The organism is Mycobacterium sp. ML4, from assembly GCF_054515735.1.
In genome coordinates, this window is sequence record NZ_JBTNSY010000016.1 from 110,242 (window position 1) to 136,183 (window position 25,942).

Genomic DNA, 25,942 nt, shown 5'->3' on the forward strand with positions numbered 1-25,942 from the left:
GTTACACATATATTCGACGTCCTGCTCTTCAGTTGGCGTCCATGCCGATAAAGTTGGTTGCGATGACCCAAACAGCCGCCCCACCTGTGTTGACCGTGCGGTATGACGGAGCCGAACGCACCTTCGCAGCAGGCCACGATGTAGTCATAGGCCGCGACCTGCGTGCGGATGTCCGCGTCGCACATCCGCTGATATCCCGCGTGCACCTGTTACTGCGGTTCGACCAGGGTCGATGGGTCGCCATCGACAACGGCAGCCTCAACGGGCTGTACGTCAACAACCGCCGGGTGCCGGTCGTCGACATTCAGGACGGTCAGCGCGTCAATATCGGTAACCCCGACGGGCCCGCGCTGGATTTCGAAGTCGGCCGGCGCAACCAGGGTTCGGTGGGACGTCCACCCGCCACGACGGCCATGGCGATCCCGTCCCGTCCCAGCGGACCCATCCCGGCCCAGGGCGGCCAGCAGCCGAGCGGCGCCAACTGGGGTACGGCGCCGCCACAACATCCGTCGACCGCCCGGATGCCCGCGGCGCCTCCGGGTCAGCCGTCGGGCCCGCAGCCGCGTTATCCGTCCGGGCCCCAGCCGATGCAGCCACAACCGGCCCCGCAGATTTACCGGTCTTCAGCGCAGCAACAACCGCCGCCCGTGATCGGCCGCACCGCGGAAGCGGGCAGCAGGACCTCCATGATGAAGATCCTGCGGGCGGGCCGGGCAGGGGACGTGCCCCCCGGTGCCATCAAGATCGGTCGCGCCGATGACAACGACATCGTCATTCCCGAGGTGCTGGCGTCACGCCACCACGCCACCCTGATCCCGACTCCCGGTGGCACCGAGATCCGCGACAACCGCAGCATCAATGGCACATTCGTCAACGGCACCCGGGTCGAGTCGGCGATGCTGCGCGACGGCGATGTGGTCACGATCGGCAACATCGACCTCGTTTTCGCCAACGGCAACCTGTCCCGCCGCGAGGAAAGCCTGCTGGAAACCCGCACGGGCGGTCTCGACGTGCGCGGGGTGACCTGGACGATCGAGGGCAACAAGACGCTGCTCGACAACATCTCGCTCACCGCACGCCCGGGCATGCTCACCGCCGTCATCGGTCCGTCCGGCGCGGGAAAGTCGACCTTTGCCAAGCTAGTCGCCGGATACACCCACCCGACCAGCGGCACGGTGTCGTTCGAAGGGCACAACGTGCACTCCGAATACGCCTCGCTGCGCAGCAGGATCGGCATGGTCCCGCAGGACGACGTCGTGCACGGGCAGCTGACGGTGAAGCAGGCGCTGATGTACGCCGCCGAACTGCGGCTGCCGCCCGACACCACCAAAGACGACCGCGAGCAGGTGGTGGCACGGGTCCTCGAAGAACTCGAGATGACCAAGCATCTCGAGACCCGGGTCGACAAGCTGTCCGGTGGGCAGCGCAAGCGCGCCTCGGTCGCACTCGAATTGCTCACCGGTCCCTCGTTGCTGATCCTCGACGAGCCCACCTCCGGATTAGACCCGGCGCTGGACCGCCAGGTCATGACCATGTTGCGCCAACTCGCCGACGCCGGTCGCGTGGTGCTGGTGGTCACTCACTCGCTGACCTACCTGGACGTGTGTGACCAGGTGCTGTTGCTGGCGCCGGGCGGCAAGACCGCGTTCTGTGGGCCGCCCAACCAGATCGGCCCGTCCATGGGCACCACCAACTGGGCCGACATTTTCAGCACGGTGGCCGATGACCCGGACGGCGCCAAAGCCCGCTACCTGGCTCAGACCGGACCGCCGCCGCCGGTACCTCCGACGGAGAAACCCGCCGAGCTTGGCGAGGCGGCGCATACCAGCCTGGTCCGCCAGTTCTCCACGATTGCCCGCAGACAATTGCGGTTGATCATCTCCGACCGCGGCTACTTCATCTTCCTGGCCATCCTGCCGTTCATCATGGGTTCGTTGTCGATGTCGGTACCCGGCGACGTCGGTTTCAACGCACCGCCCCTGACAAGCGACGCACCGACCGAGCCCGCGCAGATCCTGGTGCTGCTCAATGTCGGCGCGGTCTTCATGGGGACGGCCCTGACCATCCGGGACCTGATCGGCGAGCGTGCGATCTTCCTGCGCGAACAGGCAGTCGGGCTGTCCACCACCGCGTACCTATTGGCCAAGGTGTGTGTCTACACCATTCTGGCGCTCGTCCAGTCGGCGATCGTGACCGTGATCGCGCTGCTGGGCAAGCCTGGACCCAAGGCCAGCGCGGTGGTGCTGGGGAGTCCCGCTCTCGAGCTGTACGTGGACATCGCAGCGACGACCGTCGCCTCAGCCATGCTCGGCCTGGTCCTGTCATCACTGGCCAAGACCAGCGAGCAGATCATGCCGCTGCTGGTGGTGGCGGTCATGTCGCAGCTGGTGTTCTCCGGCGGCATGATCCCCGTGACCAACCGCTTGGGGCTGGACCAGATGTCCTGGGCCACCCCGGCGAGATGGGGTTTCGCAACGTCGGCATCCACGATCGACCTGACCAGATTGTGTCCGGTTCCCCAGGTTCCCAAGGACTCACATTGGAAACACACGGCAGGGGCGTGGACATTCGACATGGCGATGCTGGTCGTGCTCAGCATCTTCTACCTCGGCTTCGTCCGATGGAAGATCCGCCTCAGGAGCGGGTGATTCAGCCGCTCCGTTGACCTCGGGACTTGGGCAGGCGCTGCCGGCGTTCGGCAGTCTTGGTCTCCCAGCCGGCCCCGACGTTCGCCAGCAGCAGCGCGAACAGCACACCGGCGGCGGTGACCGGCAGCCCGAGGTAAAGCATCCAGGCCACCGGCAGACCGGCGCGGGTCAGCACCACGTAGTGCAGCAGCAGGACCACAGCAACAGCCCACCCGGTCAGCAGTACCAGGATCTTGGTCTTCATGGCGCGCGTGTCTACCGTGGCCAGGGCGCGTTGGCCGGGGCCGCCCACTGCGGCGCAGCAAGCGGGGCGGACTGCCTGGGCCGGAAGAACAGGGCGCCGGCGACCGTACGATTGCGCAGCGCCGAGGCTCGCCAGGTGTTCACCGGGTGTGACGCCACCATGTTGGACAGCCAGACGAAGAATCCGGTCTCTGTACCGGCCCGGTCGGCCATTTCGTCGAAGTCCACCCAGCGCAGCAGGTACTTGCCGGCACTGAGCACGCCGATAGCACGACGGGCGCCTTCGGGGCGGAACGCGTAGCCGTAGTTGTCGGCCGTGTACTCCATCGACCGCGACAGCGCCTGCCCGAGGAACGGGATCTTCATTGCCAGCTGGCTGAGTTGACGCCAGTAGGACGCGTGGCCGGCCGCGATGTGGCCGACTTCGTGACCGATCACGAAGGCCAGCGCCTCGGGATCACGAGCCCGGCCGCCGATCTCGAAGAGATCGCTGTAAACCACTACGAAGCGGCGGAACCCGTGCCCGCTCGCGAAGGCGTTGATCTGACCATTGCCCAGCACGACGTATGCGTCCGGCACCTCGGCCAAGCCGAACCGTTGCGCCGCCTCGACGACCAGCCAATAGCCGTCGGGAAACTGGGTGGGCGACATTTTGACGCCGTTCGTCCGCTGCCGCCCGTAGTTCAGCCCGCGGGCCAGAAACAGCGCGAGCGGAGTGGCCAGGACCGACAGCCACAGCAGACCGGCCTTGCCGGACAGCACCACTGCGGCCGCGATCAGATACAGAACCACACTCGAGGCGATGACAAGGACAAGCAGCCCGATCTCCCATGGGTGCCGCCGCGGCGGCTCGTGGCATGACGCTCCGGCAAAGTGCGGGTGCGGGTGCTGATGGACCGGCGAATCGACGATGGCCATTTCGGTTCTCGGGCTCCTGCGCGATTTCGGGACCGGGTCGGTCTCCGGGTGATCTCAGGCTGCTCGGCCCGCCTTGGAATCTTCTCCAGGGATTCTTGGAATGCAGGTCAGCGGGCGGTGCCGAGTCGTGATCCAGGGCATACGCCGCTTTCCTATCATGTGGTGATGTCCGCCGGCGCGCTCACCATCGTGCAATCGCCGGCTTTCGCGGCTCAGGACGCGGAGCGTTTCCGCGCGGCGGGTTGGTGGTCGCACTCGACGCTGTCTGACGCGGTCCGCCGCAATGCCGCCCAGTCGCCCGATCGGGTGGCGTACGTCGATCATCCCGACTCCACGCTGACCTGGCGTGCTTTCGACGCCGCGGCAACCGCTCTGGCCGAACGCCTGGCCGGCTGCGGCGTCACCCCGGGTGACCGGATTGCGGTGTGGCACGGCGATTCGGCCGCAGTCCACGTGCTGTTCGTCGCCGTGGAGCGCTGCGGCGCCGCGGTGGTCGGTGTCGGTGCACGCGCCGGAACCCGCGAGGTTGCCCACCTGCTGCGTGTCACCGAGCCGAAGGTCCTGATCAGCGATCAGCAGCGCAGCGCCGCAGCCACCTCGGTCGCCGCCGGGCTCCCGGTGCATGTGCTCAGCCACGACGGTGCCGCCCTGCGACTGGACATCGACTCAGTTCCCGAACCGCTGAGCGTCGAGTCACAGCTGGGTCCCGACGACGTCTTCCTGATCAACTCCACATCGGGTACCACCGGGCTGCCCAAGTGCGTCGTGCACACCCAGAACCGATGGCGCTATCTCCACCAGAAGGCGGCGGCTAATGGGCTGTTGACTTCCGACGACGTATTTCTACCCGTGATACCGATGCCGTTCGGCTTCGGACTCTGGACCAGCCACACCACCCCGATCTATCTCGGCGCAACCGCGGTGCTGTTGCAACGGTTCTCCACCAGGGCGGCGTGTGAGGCGATAGCCCGGCATAAGGCGACGGTATTGTGTTGTGTCAGTACGCAGTTGACCATGCTGATGGCCGACCCGATGGTGCGTGAGAGTGACTTGAGCTCACTTCGGGTGGTGTTCACCGGCGGCGAGACGCTGCCGTACCGGCCGGCCGCGGCGTTCGAGGAACTCACCGGCGCCCGGATCCTGCAGTTTTACGGGTCCAACGAGACCGGTCTGCTCAGCGGCACCACGCTGGACGACCCACTTCAGCAACGACTGCGCACCGGCGGCCGGATCGTGCCCGAGATGCAGGTTCGCCTGTATGACGGCGATCGCGACGTCACCGCGACCGGTCGCGGCCAGCCCGCCTGCCGCGGCCCGGCGACCAGCCTCGGCTACCTCACCGGTTTGGAAGGCGGCGCCGACCACGACAAGCTGTTCACCCGCGACGGTTGGATGCGCATGGGCGACGTCTGCGAAATCGATGCGCAGGGCTACCTCAGCGTGATCGGCCGCACCTCGGACTTCATCCTGCGGGGGGGTAAAAACATCAGCGCCGCCCAGGTCGAAGAGGGCGCCATCACGCACCCGGCCGTGGCGCTGGCCGCCGCGGTCGCAATGCCCGATCCGGTCTTCGGCGAAAAGGTCTGTCTCTACGTTGCACTGGTCGACTCGCACACGCTTGACCTCCCGGCGCTCATCGATCATCTTCTTGCGCTCGGCGTTTCCAGGGAACTGCTACCTGAGCGACTCATCGTGCTCGACGAACTGCCCCGCTCGTCCGGGGGCAAGGTTGCCAAAAATGCACTGCGCGAAGACATTCGAACCAGAATGGAGGCCGGGGCATGAACGCTCCCCAGGTACGGCGAGGCGGACTGCAGGTTTGGGCGCCGTCGGTGGTGCCGCCAATCGGCGTGGACCTGTCCAACGAGCAGGCGCTGGCGGTGGCATTCCGTCACCTCGCCTCGATCGGTTTCGCGGAGAACATGGCCGGACACATCACCTGGCAGCGCGACGGCCAGACCGACATGTTGGTCAACCCGTGGGGGCTGTGGTGGCAGGAGCTCACCGCCTCGGACATCTGCGAGGTGGACGCCGACGCCCACGTCATCCGCGGCCGCTGGGATGTCACTCCGGCCATCCAGATTCACACCGAACTGCACCGAGTACGTGACGACGCCCGGGTGGTGATCCACAACCACCCCTATTACGTCTGCGTACTGGCCGCACTCGGCCGGTTGCCCGAGTTGCTGCATCAGACCGGATCGCTATTTCTGGACGACATGTGCCTTGTCGAGCAATATGACGGCGAGATCGACACCCCCTCGCACGCAGCCGAACTCGCTGCCCACATCGGTAACGCCAACTTGGCGGTGCTGGCCAACCACGGCGTGATCGCGACCGGCCGGAATCTGCCCGAAGCCGTGTACCGGGCGGCGTCCATCGAACGGGTGTGCCGGCTGGCCTACGACGTCATGCTGACCGGCGCCGTCCCTGCGCGGATGAGATGGTCGGACATGGTGGGCATGCGGGCCTCGCTGATCGAACGCGCCGCCGATGTCTACTGGGCCGGCGCGGCACGGATGACGATCAAAGCGGACCCCGATGTGCTCACCTGACTCGCGAGTAGTCGCAAACTCTTCCTGGAGCGAACGCTCCACGGTGATTTTGTGTCTGCTCGCCGGCGGGAGGAGATAGACATGAAATCGATCGACGAGCTGGCCGCGGACCTGAACTTCACCACCGCCAAGACCGGCGCGGAACGCACGGTCACATTCTTGCCGGATCCGCCCAGAGCGGCCCGCCGCTACACGGTGATCTCGGTGGACGATCACATCGTCGAACCGCCCGATACCTTCGCCGGGCGCCTGCCGCGGAAGTTCGCCGATCGGGCACCCACGGTGGTCGACACCCCCGAAGGCGGGCAGACCTGGCTGTACGACGGTGAGGTGCTGCCCAACGTCGGCTTCAACGCGGTCGTAGGCCGGCCGGTGTCGGAGTACGGGTTCGAGCCGGTCCGGTTTGACGAAATACGTAGGGGCGCATGGGATATTCACGCACGGGTCAAGGACATGGATGTGAACGGCATCTACGCATCGCTGAACTTCCCGTCCTTCCTGCCGGGATTCGCCGGCCAACGGCTGCAGCAGGTGACGAAGGACCGCGAGCTCGCGTTGGCGTCGGTGCGCGCGTGGAACGACTGGCATCTGGAGGCATGGGCCGGGCCGTATCCCGGCCGGATCATTCCTTGTCAGCTGCCGTGGTTGCTGGATCCAGAACTGGGCGCCACGATGATCTACGAGAATGCCGAGCGCGGATTTCACGCGGTGACGTTCAGCGAGAACCCGGCGATGCTGGGATTGCCGAGCATCCACTCCGGTCACTGGGAGCCGATGATGGCGGCATGTGCCGCAACCGGCACCGTGGTCAACCTCCACATCGGTTCCTCCGGATCGTCGCCGTCGACCACTGCCGATGCGCCACCCGATGTGCAGGGTGTGTTGTTCTTCGCCTACGCGATCTCGGCCGCCGTGGACTGGCTCTACTCAGGACTGCCCAGCAGGTTTCCCGATCTCAAAATCTGCCTGTCCGAGGGCGGAATCGGTTGGGTTGCAGGCCTGTTGGACCGGCTGGACCACATGCTCAGCTATCATGAGATGTACGGCACCTGGCGCGCACTAGGCGAAACTCTCACTCCCGCAGAAGTTTTCAAGCGAAACTTCTGGTTCTGTGCGGTGGAGGACAAGTCGTCTTTCGTGCAGTACGACCGCATCGGCGTGGACAACATCATGCTGGAAGCCGACTATCCGCACTGTGATTCGACGTGGCCACACACCCAGCAGACCATCCACGAGGAAATCGGTGGCCTACCGCGGGAGGTGATCCGGAAGATCACCTGGGAGAACGCGTCTCGGCTTTATCAGCACTCGGTGCCCGCAGAGGTCCAGCAGGATCCCGACGCCTTCTAATCGAAGTCGAGCTCGGCAGCTGAGCAGTAGACACCGAGCACGTCGCGGGCCGAGACGATGCCCACCAGCTCACCGTCCCGTTCGACCAGGATGTGGCGGATGTAGCGATCCATCATTTGCGTCGCAACCTCGTCGATGGTGGCGTCGGCGTCACACCACACCAGCTTGGTGCTGGCCACGTCCGCGGCCCGGACGGCGTTCAGGTCCATCCCCGCGGCCACCGCACGGACGACGTCGCGCTCGCTCACCAGCGCGGCGGGAAGGCCGTCTTCGCCGATGACCATTGCGCCGACGTTGTCGGCCACCATCGCGTGCGCGGCGTCGGACAGGGTCGCATCGGCGGCTACGCGGGCCACCGGATCGCCGGTCACGGTGGAGATCGGTAGTGTCCCAGCAGAAAAAGAGGCAGTCACGGCCCCTATGGTCGTCAGCTCGCCCCGCTGCCTCTAGTGACTTCAGTCCCTAATACAGGTGGCCTTGGTTGTCGACGCGGATCAGCTCCCGGGTCGCACACTAGGTGACCCATTCGGGTTGTCCCGCGGCGTCGACCGCGGCGAAGTCTTTGTGGCCGAGACCGGCGACGCAGCCGCCGTCGACAACGAACTCCGAACCGGTTGAATAGCTGGATTCGTCGCTGGCGAGGTAGACCACCAGATTCGACACCTCCTGCGGTTCGGCGATGCGGCCCAGTGCCGTCTGGAAGATATCCTCGGGCACCCACTCGGTCATGGGGGTCCTGATCAGTCCCGGGTGGATCGAGTTCACCCGGATACCGCTGGGACCCAGCTCGAGCGCGGCGGATTTGGTCAGGCCGCGGACCGCGAATTTCGTTGCGGTGTAACCGTGGCAGGCGATGGTGCCGGCCAGCCCCTCGATGGAGGAGATGTTGATGATGGACCCCCGCCCGGCGGCCTTCATCGGTTTGACGACGGACCGGATGCCCAGGAAGACGCCGGTGAGGTTGATGTCGAGGATCCGTTGCCACTCGGAAAGCTGGTAGTCCTCCAGGGTTCCGATGTTGATGATGCCGGCGTTGTTCACCAGGATGTCCAGACGGCCGAATTCCGCCAGGGTGGCGCTCACCGCGGCGTCCCACTGATCGGGGTCTGTCACGTCAAGGTGCCGATAGCGCGCGGCATCGCCGACCTCGGCCGCCACCGCGTTGCCCTCATCGTCGAGTATGTCGCCGAACACGACATGCGCACCTTCGGCCACCAGCGCTCTGACGTGTGATGCGCCCATGCCGCGCGCCCCGCCACTGATGAGAGCGACCTTGTCGGTCAATCGGTTCGGCATTGAATCTCCTGACTCGTTTTCGGTGACGGTTCCCGCCGAATCACCATACATACGCCACCGATTCGTATGGTGCTGCGCATAACGCGCAAAATCCGCACATCGCCCGTTGCGTGGCTATCGCGCACAAGAGCGCGTCGCCGGCCGTCGGTCCGTAATTTCAAGCCCAACAAGGAGCAGGCTATCGCCTGCTGACATCGATACCTGCCGGGAGCAAGTTATGCCTCAGCTGAATCATACTGTGTCAGAAGCCAATTACGCCCAACACACGGTGGTGACCCGAGATGGGGTGCGGTTGGCGGTCCGGGATTACGGCTCGGGTCGACCGCTGCACACGCTGGTTCTGCTGCACGGGCTGTGCCGGACTCAGGACAGTTGGGCGATCCAGATCCGGCAGTTGACGCACCGTTGGGGCAGGGCGGTACGAATCGTTTCCTATGACCACCGTGGCCACGGCCACTCGACCGGCGGCCCGGCAAGCACCTACCGGGTCGAGCAACTGGCCGCCGACCTTGCCGAGGTGCTGACGGCGTTGCGTGTCGCCGGACCGCTGACGTTGGCTGGGCACTCGCTGGGCGGAATGACCGCTTTGGCCTACCTGGCGCGATCCGAACGACCGGTCGATCCCGAGGGCCTGGTCCTGATCGCCGCGGCTGCCGGACGGATCTCCGAGCGGGGACTGGGCCGCTTGCTGGCCACCCCAGCGAGCCGGGTCCTGTTCGATCTTGTCGATCGCATGCCGCCCCGAATCAGCGAGCGGGCCATCCGCTGGGTGGTGCGTCCGCTGGGTGCGGCCCTGATGAGGTACTCCGGTCGCAGCGGCACCCGAGGCGGGTTCGCCGCCCTTGCAACGGAATCCACTCGAGTCGTCTCACCGGCCACCGCCGCCGGTTTCCTGCTCAATCTCGGCGCCTACGACGTGTATGACTCGCTGGCGGCCATCAGCGCCAAGACGATCGTCATCAGCGGCGGCGCGGACATCACCACGCCGGACGTGCACGCCCGCGAGCTGGTCGCGGCAATCCCGGGCGCAACCTACCTGCAGCATCCCACCGCCGGGCACATGTTGCTGCTGGACGCACCCCATTGCGTCACCACCGCGATCAACCGCGCCATGGGCCTGCACCGCAATCCTGTGTGCACGTCGACGCACTGGGCGAGGCGTTACGGTCTGCCCGGCGCGGAAGCCGCGGCCGCGTCGTGACCGGACCCGGTCGACTACCGTCGTCCCAATGGAGTTAACCGGAAAAACTGTTCTGCTCACTGGTGCCACCGGCGGCCTGGGACGTGCGATCGCCAAGGCGCTCGCAGACCGCGGCGCACACCTCGTCCTGAGTTCCCGCAAGGCCCGGGAACTCGATGAGCTGGCGGCTTCGCTGTCCGGCGGCGGCCATCGAACAATCGTCAGCGACCTGGCAGAGCCGGGAGCGGCCACGGCTCTGCTCGCCGAGGCGGGTCCGATCGACGTGCTGGTCGCCAACGCGGCGCTGCCGGCCTCGGGCAGGCTCGACAGCTTCACCGCCGAGCAGGTCGACCGCGCGTTGCGGGTCAATCTCGAGGTGCCGGTGCAGATGACCCGGGAACTGATCCCGGCTTTTACTGAGCGCGGATCGGGACATTTCGTCTACATCTCGTCGATCTCGGGGAAGACCGCGACCGCCCGCGCCTCCCTCTACGCCGCAACCAAGTTCGGCCTGCGCGGTTTCGCCCTGTGCCTGCGGGACGACCTGCGGCCCGCCGGAGTCGGCGTCTCCGTCGTCAGCCCCGGGGCGATCAGTGACGCCGGCATGTTTGCCGACTCAGGAGCGTCCGCACCGCCACTGATCGGCACCGGCAAACCTGAGCAGGTCGGCGCCGCGGTGGTGGCCGCTGTCGAACGCAATCGCGGCGAGGTCACCGTGGCCCCGCTTCGACAGCGTGCGCTGGCGCGGTTCGCGGCCAACGCTCCGGAGGTGGCCTCGCGCCTTGCCGGGGGAGTAGCAGCAAAGACGGCGGAGCAGATCGCGGCCGGGCAGACCGACAAGCGATGAAAAACTAGTGGCATTCTGGCGACCGTGGGCGTGCTGTTTCGGTTAGTCGAGTTGCTGCTGTTGGCCTTACCGCTGATCGGGTTGATTGCGGCGGGTATCAAAGCAATCTCGTCGATGGCCAAGCGGCCGGGGGAGAGGGCCGGGGGTCACACTGCGGACGAGGACCCTGTGCGCTCACCGCCAGCGGCTCCGAACCCGGCGGCACACTGGCAGGCGATCCGCCGAGCGCTCGAGGCACACGAGAAGACCGATGCCCGTTGGCTGGCGTACGAACTCGACGCAGCCCGGCTGCTGGATTTTCCGGTGATGACCGATATGCGCGACCCGCTGACGACGCGCTTTCACCGCGCAAAATTGCGTGCCGACCTGCACAAGCCGCAGCGGGCGGAAGACCTTTTCGACGACCGCGACGCCGCACGCGAGTATCTGGACGCGGTGCAGGATTACGTGACCGCTTTCAACGCCGCCGAAGCCGAGGCGACGCGCAGGCGCAGCAGCGACTTCTCGACAGAAGAAAGGCAACGGCTGGTCCGTGCCCAAAATCTGCTGCGGATCGCCGCAGACACGGCGGCGACGACTCAGGAACGCCAGCACGCGTACTCTCTGGCGCGTGCCGAGCTCGACGGTCTCATCGTGCTGCCCGACAACACCCGAACCAATATCGAGCGCGGGATCGCCGGTGAGATCGACCGCTAATTCTTCAGACGCACCATGCGGGTGGTGGTGCTTTCGTCGAGTTCGACAAGATCGCCGCGCGAGCGCAGAAAATCGCTGAATGACTTGTAGCCCAGCGATTTTTCGCTGAACGACGGATTCATCCGCTTCATCTGGGCTTTCAGCGCGGAGTTGTGCAGCCAGTCGGCGTCGTCCTTCTCCTGACCGATGCGCAACGCGCGTTCGAGCAGACCGGTGGCCGCAACCTGCGGGTCCGGGGCCGGCGGCTCGTCCTCGGACTCGGCGGTAGCCGCGCGGCTTCGGCGCTTCTTCGGTGGCGGGGCCGCCGCAGTGGTCGAGATCCCCGGCAACGCGTCGTAGGTGACAAATTCGTCGCATGCAGCCGCCAGCGACTGGCTGCTCGCCCCTGCCACACCGATACCCACGACATAGCGGCCCAAACGCTTGCAGCGCTGCGCCAGCGCGATGTAGTCGGAGTCGCCACCGACGATCACCACGTGTGTCAGGTCCGGTAGCCGGAACATGTCCTCCACCGCATCGACCGCGAGCCGGATGTCCGCGCCATTCTTGCCGTAGGCAGCCGCGGGGAAAAGTTGGACCAGGTCAACCGCACGCCCGACGAGTTGTCCGTGATAGGCGGCGTTGACCTCCGCCGACCAGTCCGCGTACGCGCGGGTGAGCACCAACGTTCCGAAGGACGATGCGAAGTCCATGATCGCACCCAGATCGACGGTCGCCGCGCGCAACCGTTCCCTGTCCAGGCCCTTGGCCTTGTCGCGCTGGAAACTATTGCGACCGTGCACCTGGTCGTAGCGCGAGATCACGATGTTGTCGAAATCGAAGTAGACGGCCACGCGAGTCGCGCTGAAGTCGGTCATGCGGACATCGTCCGGCATCGAGCCCTCACCGGCCAGTACCGGAGTCGACGCGGTAGGCGCTGCCACGTTCGTCACGCACCCAGAGCACCTCGCCCGGTCCGACATGGGTGCCCTGCGCGATCAACTCGCGTTTGAGCACCTTGTGGGTGGCGGTGCTGGGCAAATCGGTGGCGATGCGGATGTAGCGGGGCCGCGCCTTGGGGGACAGGTCTGGCTGCGCATCGAGAAAGGCCTCCAGCGATTGCGGGTCGAACGGGCGTCCCGCGTGCAGGACGAGCGCCGCCATGACCTGGTCACCCACCCGTTTGTCCGCGACGGCGTAGACGGCCACGCGGTTGATCGCCGGGTGCCGCAACAGAATTCGTTCGATCGGCGCCGCGGCAAGGTTCTCGCCGTCCACCCGCATCCAATCGGCGGTGCGGCCGGCCAGGTAGATCCAGCCCTGCTCATCCTTGTACGCGAGGTCGCCGGACCAATACATGCCGTGGCGCATGCGTTCGGCGTTGGCCTGGGGGTCGTTGTAGTAGCCGGTGAACAGTCCCGCACCCGTGGTGTTGACCAACTCACCCACGGCCGTATCGGCATTGGTGAGCACACCGTGGTCGTCGAAGCGCGCTACGTCGCACTCGGTGACCGTCTCGCTGTTGTAGACCGCCACGCCGGGGACCCCCTTGCCGATGGAACCGCGCGGAGTGCCGGGTTCGCGCAAGACGATGACGGCATTCTCGGTGGAACCGAAACCGTCTTCGACCTGCACGCCGAATCGGCGCGCGAATTCTTCGATGTCCTTGTCGTTGGCCTCGTTGCCGAACGCCACCCGCAACGGGTTGTCGGCGTCGTCGCCGCGCTCCGGGGTGGCCAGGATGTAGGCGAGCGGCTTGCCGACATAGTTCATGTACGTGACGCCGTAGCGACGGACATCGGCGAGGAAGTTCCGTGCCGAAAACCGTGCCGGGACGATCGAGGCTCCGGAGACCACCGCGGGGGCCCAGCCGGCGACCATCGCATTGGAGTGGAACAGCGGCATCGAGACGTAGCAGGTGTCCCGTTCGGTCAAGGCGAACCGCTCGGCGAGGCTGCGCCCGGCGAACGTCGGCATGAGATGGGAGACCGGCACCGCCTTCGGGTTGCCGCTCGTGCCGGATGTGAAGATCATCATGAACGGGTCCATCATCTCGACCTGACGATGGGGTAGCAGCGGACCGGCCGCCGCAACCCGCTCCGACCATTGCGGCGTCGAGGTGTCGAGAATCCTGGTGCCTGGCAGGTCTAGACCGTCCAGTAGCGCTCGGTGCTCGGCATCGGTGACGACGATCTGACAGTCCGCGCGTCGGATGTCGGCGGCCAGCGCCTGGCCCCGCCGGGTGGTGTTCAGCCCGCACAACACGTATCCACCCAGTCCGGCCGCCGCCATCTGCGTCAGCATCTCAGGCGTGTTGCCCAGCAACGAACCGACGTGCACCGGACGGTCAGTGTCCGCGACGGCCAGCAGGGCCGCCGCCTGCGCCGTCGCCTTCGCCAGGTACTCACTCCAAGTCCATTGCAGGTCAGCGTATTTCACCGCGACTGCGGAATCCGACAGGCGCGCTCGCAGCAGTGCCTGAATCGTCTCGGTCACGAATCCGATGCCCGGTCGAGGTAGCTGCTCACCACGTCCACCAGCAGCCGGCGCTCTTTGGTGGTGTCGACAGGCCGGTGCATGACTAGCTGATTGGCGATCATGCCGCGCAACGTGGTCAGCAGCAGTTCGCCGATGGCCGCGTTCCGTGTCGGTCCCAGATCGCGGTCGATGGTGGCGATCAGCGTGTTGAAGGTTCTGCCGAGCCGTCTGATGTGCTGGGTGGTGGAGGCTCCGCGGGTAGCGCGGGTGCCGATCAGGATCTCCGTCGCCGCGCGCGCAGTCGGGCTCGACATCGCGTGCCAGGCCGCCGTGACGGCCGCCTCGACCCGCTCTCGCGTCGAAATGTCCTTCGTGGCCGGGGGCAGGGAGTTCAACGCTTCCAGTAGTTCGTCGAATCCCTGGTCCACCACCGCCATCAGCAGGCCGTCGCGGTCACCGAAATGATATTGGATCACTCCCCAGGTCACGCCCGCCGCGTCGGCGATGTGCCGGCCGCTGGCCGCGGCGATGCCTTCGGTGAGCACAATCTGGACCGTCATGCCGATCACTAACGCCCGGGTGCGCTCGGCCCGTTCCTGATTGCCGTGGGCGGGCCGGGTCGGACCGGCTCGTCCGGACACCATTACGAGATCACTACTCCTGCGGATGCGCCCATTTTCGGGCGGCGGTGACCAACGGATTGGGCCGACAAAACATAGCAGACGTTATGCCGTCGCCGGTCCGGGACGCGTTACGCGCGGCTGCACCGGGGACGCGAGGGGCACCGGCCACCGACCACTCAGACCGCAACAGCTGGCAGCCCTATGCTTAGGGTCGATGGCTGACAACAGCACGTGCGCGATCATCGGGGGTGGCCCGGCCGGCATGGTATTGGGGCTGTTGTTGGCCCGCGCCGGGGTGGACGTCACGCTGCTGGAGAAACACGGCGACTTTCTGCGGGATTTCCGGGGCGATACCGTCCACTGTTCCACCCTGCGATTACTCGACGAGTTGGGACTGTGGGAACAATTCTCCGGGTTGCCGTTCAACGAGTTGCGTAAAGCCGCCTTCGAGTCGGGTGGACGCACGGTCACCTACCTCGATTTCGAGCGGCTGCGCCAGCCCCATCCGTTCATTGCCATGGTCCCGCAGTGGGACCTATTGAATCTGCTCGCCGAGGCGGCCGCTGCCGAACCGACCTTCACTCTGCGGATGAACACCGAAGTCACCGGCTTACTCAAAGAAGGCAATCGGGTCAACGGAGTTCGTTACGAGGGCCCGCAGGGCCGCGGCGAATTGCGCGCTGAACTTACTGTGGCCTGTGACGGGCGGTGGTCGTTAGCGCGGCAGGATGCCGGGCTGCAGACCCGGGATTTTCCGGTGAAGTTCGATGTGTGGTGGTTCAAATTGCCGCGCGAGGACGACGCGGAATTCTCCTTCGTGCCGCGAACCGGCCCCGGCAGGGCACTGGCCGTCATCCCGCGCCAGGGTTATTACCAGATCGCTTACATCGGGCTCAAGGGCACCGACGCTCAGTTGCGTGCGCAGGGCATCGAAGCGTTCCGCCGCGACGTGGCCGCGCTGGTTCCCGAGGCGGCCGGCTCGGTGCACGCGTTGACTTCCATGGACGAAGTCAAGCACCTCGACGTCAAGGTAAATCGGTTGCGGCGCTGGCACTGCGACGGATTGCTCTGTATCGGGGACGCCGCGCACGCGATGTCGCCGTTGGGGGGCGTCGGAATCAACCTCGCGGTTCAAGACGCCGTCGCGGCCGCGACTATTCTCGCCGAACCCCTGCGGAAGCACCAGGTCAGCGCGCATGACCTGGCAGCGGTTCGCCGCCGCCGCGTATTTCCCACCGCGCTGACACAATTCGTGCAACGGATGCTCCATCGCGGGCTGCTCGGGCCGCTGTTGCGCGGCAAAGACCCCGCTCCGCCGGCAGCCCTGCTGCGATTGCTTGAACGGTTGCCGTGGCTCTCCGTGGTGCCGGCATACTTCATCGGGGTCGGCGTACTGCCCGAGCACGCTCCCGCCTTCGCGCGGCGCGACCAGGGTTAGCGTCGAGTCGTGTGCCCTCCTGCATGTACTCCGTAGCGCGCGGCTGCCACGCGGGGTGTCGCTGAGTTATGCCCCAGCAGATTCGGCCGATATGGCTGGATCGATGGCAGCCAAATCTGCTCGACGAACTCCACCGGTGGAAGCTCCGAGACGCTGGGGTAGCCGATGCCGAGTTGATCCATTCCGCACGCCGGCTATAACGGCGCGCGGTGATTGAAAATTTCGGGGATCGGGTATGCAAAAGTGCTGAGAATACTCAGCCCAGTCGAGCGCCACCGGGTGCCACCCGCGATGAACGGGGTCAGAGAGAGCCGGGCTGAGCACAGGAGGCAATGCCATGCAAATCAAGAAGACGATCGGGACCGCACTGATGGCCGGTGCTCTCGGAGCTGGTGCGCTGGGTCTGGGGGTAGGCACCGCACAGGCCAAACCGGGGCCCAACATCCCCGGGCCCCCTCCGGTGCCGCCGGTGCCGCGGGTCGAAAACCCGACCGACTGGCGTCCGGCGCCCGGGCAGATCAAGCAGTACTGCCCCTGGCAGTCGCCGCCCGGCCACTGGGTGGGCGGGCCCCACGGCATTCCGTGCACCTGATTCACCGTCGTTCCCCTAGTGTTTAGGGTGTGACCGCGCCGGGGCGGTCCGGGGAACGCAGGGATGTGATCAATGTCGACATCGGCTGCGTTTCCCCGGCATATCCGTCTGGGTGGCGGTGCGCTCGCCGAGCTCAGCGGCCTCGTTGACCTGCTGGGCCTGCACCGTCCGCTGGTGGTGACCGACTCCTACCTCACCGCCAGCGGAGCGGTGGCGCGGGCGATCGACCAGCTCAGCGCAGCCGGCAAGCAGCCCGCGCTCTTCGACCGGACCGTCGCCGATCCCACCACCGCCTCGCTCACTGAGGGCATCGACGCGGTGCACGCACACCATGCCGATTGCCTGGTCGCTTTCGGCGGGGGCAGCCCGATCGACACCGCGAAAGCCTTGGCGGTTCTTGCTTTGGAGCCGGGTCCGATGCGCCGGTTCAAATCGCCCAGCAACTACGCCGGCCCGGCGTTACCGGTCATCGCGATACCGACGACGGCGGGAAGCGGCTCGGAGGCAACACAATTCACCGTAATCAGCGACAGCGACACCAACGAGAAGATGTTGTGCCCCGGGTTGTCGTTCCTGCCGATAGCCGCCATCGTCGATTTTGAGCTCACCATGACGATGCCGCCGCGACTGACCGCGGACACCGGAGTGGATGCCCTGACCCACGCGGTGGAGGCGTACGTCAGCCGCAGGTCCAATCCCATCAGCGACGGGCTGGCGCTGTCGGCAATCCGGCTCATCGCTGCGCACCTGAGACGCGCATACTGCGACGGGTCGGATGCAGCGGCTCGTGCAGCGATGATGGCGGCCGCGACCCAGGCCGGCATGGCGTTCTCCAATTCCAGTGTCGCGCTGGTGCATGGAATGAGCCGACCCATCGGCGCGCACTTCCGTGTGGCACACGGCCTGTCCAACGCGATGCTGTTCCCGGCGATCACGGCGTTCTCTATCGAGGGCGCACCGGGACGTTACGCCGAGTGCGCACGGGCCTACGGGGTGGCCGACGCCGCAGCGAACGACCGGGCGGCCGCTCAGGCGCTTGTCGACGCGCTCACCGAGTTGTGCGCTGACCTCGAGGTGCCCACCCCGAAGTCGTATGGCATCGACAGCGCTGCGTGGCATGCCAGTATCCCGTTGATGGCCCAACAAGCGGTGGCGTCCGGCTCACCGGCGAACAATCCGGTGGTCCCGGGCACGGCTGAAATCGAAGCGCTCTACACGCAGCTGTATGGGTAAGCGGCCCTGGCCCGCCGCGACACTTTACCGACACTACATCTGTAGAGTAACGTGTGCGCCCGAACCCGAGGCGGAATGACGATGGACAAGCGACGGAAACCAAACCCGGCCGAGCGCCGTCGTGATCTGTGCGACGCGGCGATTCAACTGCTCGCCGCCGATGGGGCCAAGGGTTTGAGCCACCTGAAGGTGGACCGCAAGTCCGGCGTCCCCGACGGCACAACGTCGTTCTACTTCCGAACCCGGTCGGCACTGCTGCTTGCTGTGGCCGAGCGGCTGGTGGAACTGGATCTGGCAAATCTGCAGTCTGTCGCCGACAATGCCCGTCCGCGGACAGAGAACAAGGGACGCCGTTCGCCGTCGTCATTGTCGCAGGTGGTGATCCAGTCCGGTTGCGAGCCTGAATTGTCCAGAACCCGGGCCAGATACGAGCTCACGATGCAGTCCGCCCGTGACCCAGCCCTGGCCGCGGCGCTGGCGCACGGTGCACGGGCTTTCACCAAGTTGCATCGTGAGATCCTCGTACAGCTGATGCCGCGTGGCCCCGAGCTGGAGTCCGCCGTGCTGCAGGACCTGAGCAACATCACGTTGACGTTCATCAATGGCCTGCTGTTGCGCTTCGCCCACGGCGACCGACTCATCGACAGCGCAGAACAACTCGACAAGATCCTGGCGGCGATCGCGCGCGGAATTCTGGATAGCCGGCACCGGGGACACCTGACCGGCACGCGCGATGCGGGTTGATTAAATGCCTCCGGCGGGAATTGCAATCTCCTTGTCGCACGGTTAATTTCGCTCCCCGTAGCCGCAGGCGGCCGGCGCGACTCGAGAGGCCGGATGTACGAGCCGCACGAGCGCGCGTGGACAGCCTGGTTTTTCCCGCGCTACGCGATGTGTTGCCTGCCAGAGATTTCCGTGAACTCCCCGAAGTTTTCGAAGACGAAGAACACCGCCGCTTCGGGCCGGCCGGTTTCGAGGGGATCGTCGATAAAGTGGCCGATATCGAGAAAGGCCTCGGCATCTACGACCGGAGTCAGTTCACGCCGAGCTGAACGTCGTCAGCATGCCCGCCGCTGACCGCTGCCAGCTGAACATTTCGGCGCGGTGCCTCGCGCCGATGCGGCGGTGGTGCTCCGGACGCCCGACGATTTCGCGGACCGCGTGGGCGATGGCGGTGGGATCATTGTCGGCCGCCGCTCCACTGTCGGCGGTGATGATCTCCCTCAGCGCAGAGGTCCGCGACACCACCGCGGGCGTGCCGCAGGCCAGCGATTCCAGTGCGGCCAGTCCGAAGGTCTCGTGTGGACCCGGCGCCAGCGCCACATCTGCGGTGGCCAGCAGTGCGGCGACGGTGTGCCGATCGGTGACGAATCCGGTGAAGTCAATCGGCAGGTGGGCGGCATGACGTTGTAGCCGGGCGCGCAACGGGCCTTCGCCCACAATGACCAGCCGGGCATCGACGCCGTCGGCTCGCAGCGCAGCGAGGGCGTCAATGCTGCGGTCCGCGCGCTTCTCCACCGACAGCCGCCCGCAGTGCACCAGCAGTACCTGAGCGGGTGCGGCGAAGCGCTGCCGCAGTTGCACACTGTGTCGCCGTGGATGGAAGGTCCGCAAATCGACACCTAGCGGGACGGTCACAACGTTCGTTGCGCCGATTCGGTCGAATTCTTCGCGGGCGAATTCGGTGGTGCACACCACCGTGTCGTAGCCGGCGGCGGTGCGCCGGTTGGCAAAGTCCGCGAACCGCTGCGCGGTTCGCCGTGGAAGAACCTGGCCCGCAAGCCGGTCCAAGCGCTCGTGGGAGATCATCACCGTGGTGACGCCGTGCTCGCGGCCCCAGCGGCCCAACGAGCGCAGGGTCAGCCGGTCGGATACCTCGAGCGCTTCGGGCTGTAGTGCGGTCAACAGCGCCCGCACCGGTGCGGGCATGATCGCGCGGTAGCCGCCGGTGAATGGAAGCAACCTGGCGGGCACGGTGATTCGCATGACACCGGTATCGAGCCGGCTGCGTTGCACGCGCGCCCCCGGTACCACCAGGAACACCTCGTGGCCCTTCGCGCAGTACTCGGCGCCCAGCCGGTCAACCGCCGTTCGCAGCCCTCCGGACCGGGGACCGTAGAAGTTCGCGACCTGAACGACCCGCATACTGTGAGCGAAACGGTCGCTCATGTGCGGTCAACGAGCCAAGGCCCACCGCCACCTGAATATTGCGTGAACTCATGCTCGAACTCAGCTGGGTTTCTTCAGGTGCGGTCCCAACATCTGCTGCCACGCCCGGGACATGTTCTGGAACTCTTCTTCGCAGTTGCCGGCGCGGTCTTCGGGCAGATCGCCTGACGTGACGATGCCGGCGTTGGCCGTCGTGTCCGACCCGTAGATCCAGCATTCCCAGTTGTACATCCGGGTGATGTCCATCGAGTGGCCGTCCCAGAAAGGCAATTCGTTGGCGTCGCCGGCTTGCTTGGCGCTCAGCTTCCAGTCTTCGGCGGTGTCGGTGGCGATGCGGACACCGTTCGGGTACGGCTTTCCGTCGGCGCCCGGAGCCAGCAGCATGAACGCGGACAACTGGTCGGCGACGTCCTCCTCGCGTCCGGTGAAGGCGAGTTCGTAGACGCTGAGCGTCGCGTGACCGAGCTCGTGATAGAACCCCGAAATCGTCGCATCCACCGCGGCTTGCGCCGGAGTCGCGTTGCCGGAGCCGGCGAACCGTTGCTGGCTCTGCTGAATGTCCTCGTAGCACAGCTGAATTTCGTTGACGTTGGGATCCCAGTAGTCATTGGCCTCGCCGCATTGTTTACCGACCACCCCCACGTCGTGCGGCAGGTTCAGCGTGTCGTTCACATGTGCGGCGACGTTCTCCAAAACCTTCGCGTCCGCCATCAACTGCCGACCGCTCTGTGCCTCGGCCGTGGTCGCATCCTCGTAGCGGAACGTCATTTTGCCCGCGGCCGCCGGCTCATTTACCGGATCGGTTTGCGACGTGCCCGGCGGGCGCTCGGACGCGCGCGATCTGCCCTCGAAGTGTTGGCCCTTCGAACCGCTGCATCCGGCCGCGGCCAGCAGCGCGGCGCACGCCATGACAACGACGAGTCGACTGCTCATCTCCCCAGCACCCTTCGACGCACTGCACCACGGTCTGCCCAGGACCTGTCAGAACGGTACGGCATGCGCCGCGCCCAGACACCCCGGCCGCGACCGGGTAGAAATCGACAACCGGAACCGATACGCGGCACACACCCCTGAATCACTGTCGGTCCGCAGGCCGGGGTGGTTGAATTAGCCGACTTGAGGGGCAACATACGATGCCGGTTCAGATGGTGATTGATCAGTTGAGCAGACGGGCTACGGCGTGAGACCTAACCCGTGGGGAAGTTGAGGCCTACGCGTTGATTGCCCGCCTCATCTACCGTTTCGCCTTATTGATCGTCGGCATCTGGGCTTTTGTCGTGGTCGCCGGCAACAGCCTTGCTCCGCCACTCGATCAGGTGGTCGCCGATGAGGACGAGCCGTTCTTTCCGCCGGGCGCTGTGAGTTCTCTTGCTGTGCAACGTTCGGCAGCGGCCTTCGCCCAGCCGCCGACCGACAACGTGGCATATCTGGTGCTCGATCGTGACGGACCGCTCAGCGACCGGGACCGGGCCTTCTATGACCAGCTCGTTGCCGCCATGCGTGCCGCGCCCCAGCATGTGTACGAAGTGATCGACTGGTGGCAGATGCCGGTCGCCGCGGACGCGGCGATAAGTGATGACCGCCACGTTGTCACAGCCACCCTGCGACTGGCCGGCATGGTCGGTACCGCAGAAGCCGACGATTCGATCGTGCTGGCACGAGGCATCATCGCCAAAATGCATCCACCGGACGGTCTACATGTGTATGTCACCGGCCCGGGTGCCAGCGTCATGGACGAGTTGGCCGCCATCAATCGGCAGATGCAGCTCATCACCGAAACCACCGTGGCAGTTCTGCTGGTACTGCTACTCATCGTTTATCGGTCAGTGATCGCCGCTTTGCTACCGCTGGCCTCGGTGCTGCTGGGTTTGGCGGTGGCCAAGCCGGTGATTTCTTACCTGGCCGCGCGCAACATCGTCAATGTCTCGCTGTTCTCGCTGTCCGTCGCCGTCGCGGTGAGTTTGGCGGCCGGAACCGGCTTCGCGATGTTCCTGCTCGGGCGATATCACGAACGACGACTACAGAACTTCTCGAAGTTCGACGCATTGCATGACGCTTACCGTGGCGTCGCCCCCACGATCGTGGGTTCCACTCTGATTGTGATCGCACCGCTGGGCGCGGTGGGATGGTTCAGCCTCGCTCGGATCAGCATGCTCGCGATGATCGGAGTGCTGTGCGCAATCGGCGTGCTAGCGGTTGGTTTGGCCGCACTCACCTTGACGCCTGCCCTGGTCGCACTGACCGATCGCGCCGATCTGCTCAAGCCGCGCCCGCACCTGCGTCTGCGTCGCCGCTGGCGGCGGATCGGCACCCAGGTGGCGCGCTGGCCGGCGCCGATCCTGGTGGCCAGCGGGGTCTTTGTGCTCATCATGCTGATCACTCTGCCCGGTGTGCCGATCGGCTGGGACGAAGCAGCGGCGACCTCCCCGAACACCGAATCCAATCGCGCAATCCGGGCGGTGGACCGGCACTTCGGCCCCAACCATCTGCAGCCCGCCGTCGTGACGATCGAAACCGACCACGACATCCGCACACCCAGCGGCTTGGCCGCCATCGAGCGCGTCACCAGCTCGGTCATGGCGATATCGGGGGTTCGCCTGGTGCAGTCGGCAAGCCATCCCGGCGGTATGGAGTCCAAACAGGCGGTTCTATCCGCCACCGGCGGCAACGTCGGTGATCGGCTCGACGAGTTCTCCGACGAGATCACCGCCCGGCAGATGACGTTCGGTCAACTCGGCGCCGCCGTCGGCGACGTTGTTTCCGGGCTGGACATGATTCAGTCGGGTCTGCAGTCCGGTCCCTATGCGATAGGCGGCGTGAGCCTGGCTGTACGTGTCACCGAGCAGGCCATCACGAAGCTCAACGCCCGCTCAGCTGACGTCGGCGAAATATTCGAGCCATTGCGGAAATTCGTCAACGCGATCACCGACTGCCCGAAAACCCCCGTGTGTACCGCGGCCCAGGATGCGGTGCAGTGGTCCGCCGCTGTCATCGACGGTTCCGCAAAGCTGGTGGATGCCACCGAGCAGCTTGCCAGGAGCACCGCCGACGCCGTCGCGGCAGCCGACCCACCCAATCTGACTGGGCTGATCATCGGTGTCAGCACTCAGATCGGCCAGTTGAAAGCCCAGGCGACCCAGTTGAAAGACGTGTTGGGCGACGCCCGTCCGGCGCCCGTCCAGGACCTTTCGGACTATCTTCGCGGGCTGGTAGCCGTTTCCCAGGACAGCACATCCACCGATCTCTACTCCGCCCGCCGGATTCTCACCGACCCGAGTATGCGGCCGGTGCTGAACCAGTTCTTCTCGCCGAACGGGTACGCCACCCGCCTGCTGATCTACGGCAACGGGCAGGAATGGGGTAGCGATGGTGCGGTGCGCGCGCGGGTCGTGGCGAACGCCGTCAACGATGCGGCAAACGCAACCAGTCTCAAACCGACGGCAGTCGATCTCACCGGCGTCGGACCGGCCACCCGCGATCTTCAGGACATCGTGTTCGGCGATCTGACACTGACGGGATGGATCACCCTCGGCGTCAGCTTCCTGATCGCCGCGGTGCTGCTGCGAAGCGCATTGGCCGGTTTTCTGGTGCTAGGCACAATGGCCGCGTCCTATGTCTGCGCGCTCGGCGCCAGCGTGGTGATCTGGACTCGCCTGTTGCATCACGAGTTGCATTGGTCGGTGGCTCCCATCACGTTCGTGTTGATGGTCGGCATCGCATCCGCCGGCAACATGCTCTTTGCAATGCGCATCCGCGAGGGGATCGCGGCTGGGCTGCGGACCAGCATCATCCGTGCCTTCGCCGCAACGGGACTGGTCGTCACCGTGAGTGCCATCGTGGTTGGGATCACCATGTTCGCGCTGGCTATCAGCAATGTCCTGAGCATGGCGCAGATCGGCGTCACCGTCGGGCTCGGGTTGCTGCTCAATGCCCTGGTCGTACGCACCTTCGTGCTACCCGCCACGATGGTGGTGCTGGACCGCTGGCTCTGGTGGCCGCCGCGGTCGGCCGCCGAGGAGGACGAACTCGAGCCGGCACCCGCGGCGACGTGAGCGATGAGTACCTGCTCACGGCGCGTGGTGCCGTCGTGGTCGGCGTCGCCGGTGCAGCCGACGACGAGGACTCGCCGTGGCATTGATCGAGACGTGCAGAAGGTCATTCGGCCGGTTGGACATTCTGGTCAACTGTGCCGGAATCGCTGAGCCGCCACGCTCGTCGATCCTGCGGATTTCCCCGGAGTTCGCCACTCTGATCGCCGCGCACCTCGGCACGGTGTTCCACACCTGCCGGGTCGCCGCGACGGCGATGGCAGCCCAGGGGCATGGCACCATCATCAACACGGGTTCGGTGGCGTTTCTGGGCGACTACGGCGGTACCGGCTATCCCGCAGGCAAGGGCGCCGTCAACAGCCTGACGCTGGCCATAGCGGCGGAGTTGAAGGGCGCCGGCGTACGGGCCAACGTCGTATGTCCCGGTGCCAGGACCCGGCTGTCGACCGGTCCCAAGTACGAACAGCACATCGATGACCTGCACCGCCGCGGACTGCTCGACGAAACGACCATGCGCGCGTCACTGGACGCCGCCCCGCCTGACTCGCGGCCCCGGTCTAGGGTTATCTCGCTGGTGACCTTGCTCGCGACGTCACCGGTCAAACCCTCGTCGTCGCAGGCGTTTTCGTGGGCCGATACAACCGGCCGAACCCGCAGTTGCTCGGTTACCGCGACCACACCGACAACGTTCCGTGGTCGATCGCGGAGTTACACGCCATGATCAACCGGTGAGCGCGAAGGCCGGCAGCAGCACCGCATAGCACGCCACAATCACTGCCGCTCCGGTCAAGCTGACGCGGGTCGATGCGCCGTCGATCGGGTCCAGCCAGCGCCGGAACGGCCGGGACGCCATTGGCACCAGAACCCATTGCAGCAGGGCAACACTGATCACGTTACTCACGAAAACCACAGTCGCCTGACCGATTCCGACCCGGCTCAGCAGCGGAGTCAGCGACTTGGACAGCATGATCACCGTGGGGTACAGGCAGAGCACCACCACCATCGCCGATTTCCAGCCCGGAGTGATCTTCGCGTGACCGTCGGCGACGCGGACCGTCGAACCGAATGGCGCACTGCGTGGCAGTTCGGCGAAGTCGCGAGTCAATCTATCGCGCAGGCGAGGCAGGGCCTGCCGGCGTTCCCTGGAATCGATCCACGCTGCCAGTTGCCCGGGGGTCCGGAAACGCAGCACCGACATCCATTGCCCGGTGGGATCCGCCGGAAACAGGGCTGTCCCTTCGTATCCGGCGAAAGCCGAGCTGGTCATCGTCAGATCGCGTTGTGCACCAATGAATTCGGCCTCTTTGCCCGGGGCGACGCTGTGCAGGAAAATACCGGCGTTGGGCGGCGGTAGCTCGTCGAAGACAAGGACGAGATCTGTGGCTGATCGGCCGAATCCGTGCGCTGCGCCGTCGGCGAGCAGGGTTCTGCGTTGTGCGCTGTCGAGCCACGCATCCAGCAGTTCGGGGCCCTCGAAAGACACCTCGACGGCCCAGTCCAGCCGGCCACCGCCGGACACGGATCGGCGCGCAGCGAGATAGCCCGGTGTCCGGCGAGCCACTGCCAGATATCCGTCGATCCACCCGCCGAAGCGCTCAGTGTCTCCCGGTGGATGAAAGAACGTGATCGCGGTGGCGCCAACAGTCAT

22 protein-coding genes and 2 pseudogenes are annotated in these 25,942 nt (G+C 65.7%); 14 read left to right on the plus strand and 10 right to left on the minus strand.

The features are described 5' to 3' along the window. Positions 1 to 62: 62 nt before the first annotated feature. The gene (locus ACX9NE_RS18980) at positions 63 to 2,648 is read left to right on the plus strand and encodes an FHA domain-containing protein (RefSeq protein ID WP_459362566.1); all 2,586 of its coding nucleotides are present in this window, start codon (positions 63 to 65) and stop codon (positions 2,646 to 2,648) included. 1 nt (position 2,649) lies between these two features. Here ACX9NE_RS18980 and ACX9NE_RS18985 read toward each other — a convergent pair whose 3' ends face one another. Together ACX9NE_RS18985 and ACX9NE_RS18990 are read right to left on the minus strand one after the other, a co-directional pair. Next, a complete protein-coding gene (locus ACX9NE_RS18985; RefSeq protein ID WP_459362565.1) occupies positions 2,650 to 2,892 on the minus strand; it encodes a hypothetical protein in 243 nt (80 codons plus the stop codon). A gap of 11 nt (positions 2,893 to 2,903) precedes the next feature. Further along, on the minus strand, positions 2,904 to 3,809 hold the full coding sequence (locus ACX9NE_RS18990) for a M48 family metallopeptidase (protein WP_459362564.1): 906 nt from the start codon (positions 3,807 to 3,809) through the stop codon (positions 2,904 to 2,906). A 165-nt stretch (positions 3,810 to 3,974) separates the two neighbouring features. Between ACX9NE_RS18990 and ACX9NE_RS18995 the strand changes: the two genes are divergently transcribed. The 3 genes from ACX9NE_RS18995 (at position 3,975) to ACX9NE_RS19005 (ending at position 7,714) form a co-directional block, all read left to right on the plus strand. Continuing rightward, positions 3,975 to 5,594 carry a class I adenylate-forming enzyme family protein gene (locus ACX9NE_RS18995; protein ID WP_459362563.1) on the plus strand — a complete coding sequence of 540 codons (1,620 nt, stop codon included), beginning with the start codon at positions 3,975 to 3,977 and terminating at the stop codon, positions 5,592 to 5,594. Further along, positions 5,591 to 6,364, plus strand: a complete 774-nt coding sequence (locus tag ACX9NE_RS19000; RefSeq protein ID WP_459362562.1) for a class II aldolase/adducin family protein — start codon at positions 5,591 to 5,593, stop codon at positions 6,362 to 6,364. The genes ACX9NE_RS18995 and ACX9NE_RS19000 overlap by 4 nt, the downstream gene beginning before the upstream one ends. 81 nt (positions 6,365 to 6,445) lie before the next feature. Continuing rightward, positions 6,446 to 7,714, plus strand: a complete 1,269-nt coding sequence (locus ACX9NE_RS19005; protein WP_459362561.1) for an amidohydrolase family protein — start codon at positions 6,446 to 6,448, stop codon at positions 7,712 to 7,714. On the opposite strand, the gene ACX9NE_RS19010 is transcribed toward ACX9NE_RS19005, so the two are convergent. Both ACX9NE_RS19010 and ACX9NE_RS19015 read right to left on the minus strand, forming a co-directional pair. Continuing rightward, positions 7,711 to 8,127: a CBS domain-containing protein gene (locus ACX9NE_RS19010; protein WP_459362560.1), complete on the minus strand. Its 417-nt coding sequence runs from the start codon at positions 8,125 to 8,127 to the stop codon at positions 7,711 to 7,713. The two genes, ACX9NE_RS19005 and ACX9NE_RS19010, sit on opposite strands and share 4 nt — an antisense overlap. Before the next feature lie 100 nt (positions 8,128 to 8,227). Next, positions 8,228 to 9,010 (minus strand): SDR family oxidoreductase, encoded by a 783-nt coding sequence (locus ACX9NE_RS19015; RefSeq protein ID WP_459362559.1) that lies wholly within the window; start codon positions 9,008 to 9,010, stop codon positions 8,228 to 8,230. Positions 9,011 to 9,248: 238 nt separating this feature from the next. Here ACX9NE_RS19015 and ACX9NE_RS19020 point away from each other — a divergent pair, with 238 nt between their 5' ends. From ACX9NE_RS19020 to ACX9NE_RS19030, 3 genes are read left to right on the plus strand one after another with little or no spacing between them, the layout of a single operon-like run. Continuing rightward, positions 9,249 to 10,211, plus strand: a complete 963-nt coding sequence (locus ACX9NE_RS19020) for an alpha/beta fold hydrolase (protein ID WP_459362558.1) — start codon at positions 9,249 to 9,251, stop codon at positions 10,209 to 10,211. 28 nt (positions 10,212 to 10,239) lie between these two features. Further along, the gene (locus tag ACX9NE_RS19025; protein ID WP_459362557.1) at positions 10,240 to 11,037 is read left to right on the plus strand and encodes an SDR family NAD(P)-dependent oxidoreductase; all 798 of its coding nucleotides are present in this window, start codon (positions 10,240 to 10,242) and stop codon (positions 11,035 to 11,037) included. Between the two features lie 24 nt (positions 11,038 to 11,061). Continuing rightward, positions 11,062 to 11,733, plus strand: a complete 672-nt coding sequence (locus tag ACX9NE_RS19030) for a hypothetical protein (RefSeq protein ID WP_459362556.1) — start codon at positions 11,062 to 11,064, stop codon at positions 11,731 to 11,733. On the opposite strand, the gene ACX9NE_RS19035 is transcribed toward ACX9NE_RS19030, so the two are convergent. Genes ACX9NE_RS19035 through ACX9NE_RS19045 form a run of 3 tightly spaced genes read right to left on the minus strand, consistent with a single transcriptional unit; the run spans position 11,730 to position 14,834 of the window. After that, the gene (locus ACX9NE_RS19035) at positions 11,730 to 12,590 is read right to left on the minus strand and encodes an NYN domain-containing protein (RefSeq protein WP_459362658.1); all 861 of its coding nucleotides are present in this window, start codon (positions 12,588 to 12,590) and stop codon (positions 11,730 to 11,732) included. The two genes, ACX9NE_RS19030 and ACX9NE_RS19035, sit on opposite strands and share 4 nt — an antisense overlap. Before the next feature lie 25 nt (positions 12,591 to 12,615). After that, positions 12,616 to 14,208, minus strand: coding sequence for a fatty-acid--CoA ligase FadD1 (fadD1, locus tag ACX9NE_RS19040; protein WP_459362555.1), 1,593 nt, complete (start codon positions 14,206 to 14,208; stop codon positions 12,616 to 12,618). Then, positions 14,205 to 14,834 carry a TetR/AcrR family transcriptional regulator gene (locus ACX9NE_RS19045; protein ID WP_459362554.1) on the minus strand — a complete coding sequence of 210 codons (630 nt, stop codon included), beginning with the start codon at positions 14,832 to 14,834 and terminating at the stop codon, positions 14,205 to 14,207. The genes fadD1 and ACX9NE_RS19045 overlap by 4 nt, the downstream gene beginning before the upstream one ends. Before the next feature lie 193 nt (positions 14,835 to 15,027). Here ACX9NE_RS19045 and ACX9NE_RS19050 point away from each other — a divergent pair, with 193 nt between their 5' ends. The 5 genes and pseudogenes from ACX9NE_RS19050 to ACX9NE_RS19070 form a co-directional block, all read left to right on the plus strand. Then, positions 15,028 to 16,251, plus strand: coding sequence for an FAD-dependent oxidoreductase (locus ACX9NE_RS19050; protein ID WP_459362553.1), 1,224 nt, complete (start codon positions 15,028 to 15,030; stop codon positions 16,249 to 16,251). Between the two features lie 337 nt (positions 16,252 to 16,588). Continuing rightward, a complete protein-coding gene (locus ACX9NE_RS19055) occupies positions 16,589 to 16,843 on the plus strand; it encodes a hypothetical protein (RefSeq protein ID WP_459362552.1) in 255 nt (84 codons plus the stop codon). A 72-nt stretch (positions 16,844 to 16,915) separates the two neighbouring features. Further along, the gene (locus ACX9NE_RS19060; protein WP_459362551.1) at positions 16,916 to 18,076 is read left to right on the plus strand and encodes an iron-containing alcohol dehydrogenase; all 1,161 of its coding nucleotides are present in this window, start codon (positions 16,916 to 16,918) and stop codon (positions 18,074 to 18,076) included. Positions 18,077 to 18,157: 81 nt separating this feature from the next. Then, complete coding sequence (locus ACX9NE_RS19065) at positions 18,158 to 18,820, plus strand: TetR/AcrR family transcriptional regulator (RefSeq protein ID WP_459362550.1); 663 nt, start codon at positions 18,158 to 18,160, stop codon at positions 18,818 to 18,820. A gap of 90 nt (positions 18,821 to 18,910) precedes the next feature. Continuing rightward, positions 18,911 to 19,128 (plus strand): annotated as a pseudogene (locus ACX9NE_RS19070) (hemerythrin domain-containing protein); the annotation flags it as partial. Here the strand turns inward: ACX9NE_RS19070 and ACX9NE_RS19075 are convergent. Beyond that, positions 19,115 to 20,221, minus strand: coding sequence for a glycosyltransferase (locus tag ACX9NE_RS19075; RefSeq protein WP_459362549.1), 1,107 nt, complete (start codon positions 20,219 to 20,221; stop codon positions 19,115 to 19,117). The pseudogene ACX9NE_RS19070 and the gene ACX9NE_RS19075 overlap by 14 nt on opposite strands. An 84-nt stretch (positions 20,222 to 20,305) precedes the next feature. Then, on the minus strand, positions 20,306 to 21,178 hold the full coding sequence (locus ACX9NE_RS19080) for a DUF4344 domain-containing metallopeptidase (RefSeq protein ID WP_459362548.1): 873 nt from the start codon (positions 21,176 to 21,178) through the stop codon (positions 20,306 to 20,308). Between the two features lie 284 nt (positions 21,179 to 21,462). Here ACX9NE_RS19080 and ACX9NE_RS19085 point away from each other — a divergent pair, with 284 nt between their 5' ends. Further along, positions 21,463 to 24,297, plus strand: coding sequence for an MMPL/RND family transporter (locus tag ACX9NE_RS19085; protein ID WP_459362547.1), 2,835 nt, complete (start codon positions 21,463 to 21,465; stop codon positions 24,295 to 24,297). Positions 24,298 to 24,308: 11 nt separating this feature from the next. Beyond that, positions 24,309 to 25,026: pseudogene (locus tag ACX9NE_RS19090) on the plus strand (SDR family NAD(P)-dependent oxidoreductase). On the opposite strand, the gene ACX9NE_RS19095 reads toward ACX9NE_RS19090, so the two are convergent. Further along, on the minus strand, positions 25,016 to 25,942 hold the full coding sequence (locus ACX9NE_RS19095; protein ID WP_459362546.1) for an antibiotic biosynthesis monooxygenase: 927 nt from the start codon (positions 25,940 to 25,942) through the stop codon (positions 25,016 to 25,018). The pseudogene ACX9NE_RS19090 and the gene ACX9NE_RS19095 overlap by 11 nt on opposite strands.

Bases quoted from the DNA above. Each gene is read 5' to 3' on its own strand.
- ACX9NE_RS18980 (WP_459362566.1), top strand. From the start codon at position 63: ATGACCCAAACAGCCGCCCCACCTGTGTTGACCGTGCGGTATGACGGA.
- ACX9NE_RS18985 (WP_459362565.1), bottom strand. From the start codon at position 2,892: ATGAAGACCAAGATCCTGGTACTGCTGACCGGGTGGGCTGTTGCTGTG.
- ACX9NE_RS18990 (WP_459362564.1), bottom strand. From the start codon at position 3,809: ATGGCCATCGTCGATTCGCCGGTCCATCAGCACCCGCACCCGCACTTT.
- ACX9NE_RS18995 (WP_459362563.1), top strand. From the start codon at position 3,975: ATGTCCGCCGGCGCGCTCACCATCGTGCAATCGCCGGCTTTCGCGGCT.
- ACX9NE_RS19000 (WP_459362562.1), top strand. From the start codon at position 5,591: ATGAACGCTCCCCAGGTACGGCGAGGCGGACTGCAGGTTTGGGCGCCG.
- ACX9NE_RS19005 (WP_459362561.1), top strand. From the start codon at position 6,446: ATGAAATCGATCGACGAGCTGGCCGCGGACCTGAACTTCACCACCGCC.
- ACX9NE_RS19015 (WP_459362559.1), bottom strand. From the start codon at position 9,010: ATGCCGAACCGATTGACCGACAAGGTCGCTCTCATCAGTGGCGGGGCG.
- ACX9NE_RS19025 (WP_459362557.1), top strand. From the start codon at position 10,240: ATGGAGTTAACCGGAAAAACTGTTCTGCTCACTGGTGCCACCGGCGGC.
- ACX9NE_RS19035 (WP_459362658.1), bottom strand. From the start codon at position 12,590: ATGACCGACTTCAGCGCGACTCGCGTGGCCGTCTACTTCGATTTCGAC.
- ACX9NE_RS19045 (WP_459362554.1), bottom strand. From the start codon at position 14,834: ATGGTGTCCGGACGAGCCGGTCCGACCCGGCCCGCCCACGGCAATCAG.
- ACX9NE_RS19050 (WP_459362553.1), top strand. From the start codon at position 15,028: ATGGCTGACAACAGCACGTGCGCGATCATCGGGGGTGGCCCGGCCGGC.
- ACX9NE_RS19055 (WP_459362552.1), top strand. From the start codon at position 16,589: ATGCAAATCAAGAAGACGATCGGGACCGCACTGATGGCCGGTGCTCTC.
- ACX9NE_RS19060 (WP_459362551.1), top strand. From the start codon at position 16,916: ATGTCGACATCGGCTGCGTTTCCCCGGCATATCCGTCTGGGTGGCGGT.
- ACX9NE_RS19065 (WP_459362550.1), top strand. From the start codon at position 18,158: ATGGACAAGCGACGGAAACCAAACCCGGCCGAGCGCCGTCGTGATCTG.
- ACX9NE_RS19075 (WP_459362549.1), bottom strand. From the start codon at position 20,221: ATGCGGGTCGTTCAGGTCGCGAACTTCTACGGTCCCCGGTCCGGAGGG.
- ACX9NE_RS19080 (WP_459362548.1), bottom strand. From the start codon at position 21,178: ATGAGCAGTCGACTCGTCGTTGTCATGGCGTGCGCCGCGCTGCTGGCC.
- ACX9NE_RS19095 (WP_459362546.1), bottom strand. From the start codon at position 25,942: ATGACTGTTGGCGCCACCGCGATCACGTTCTTTCATCCACCGGGAGAC.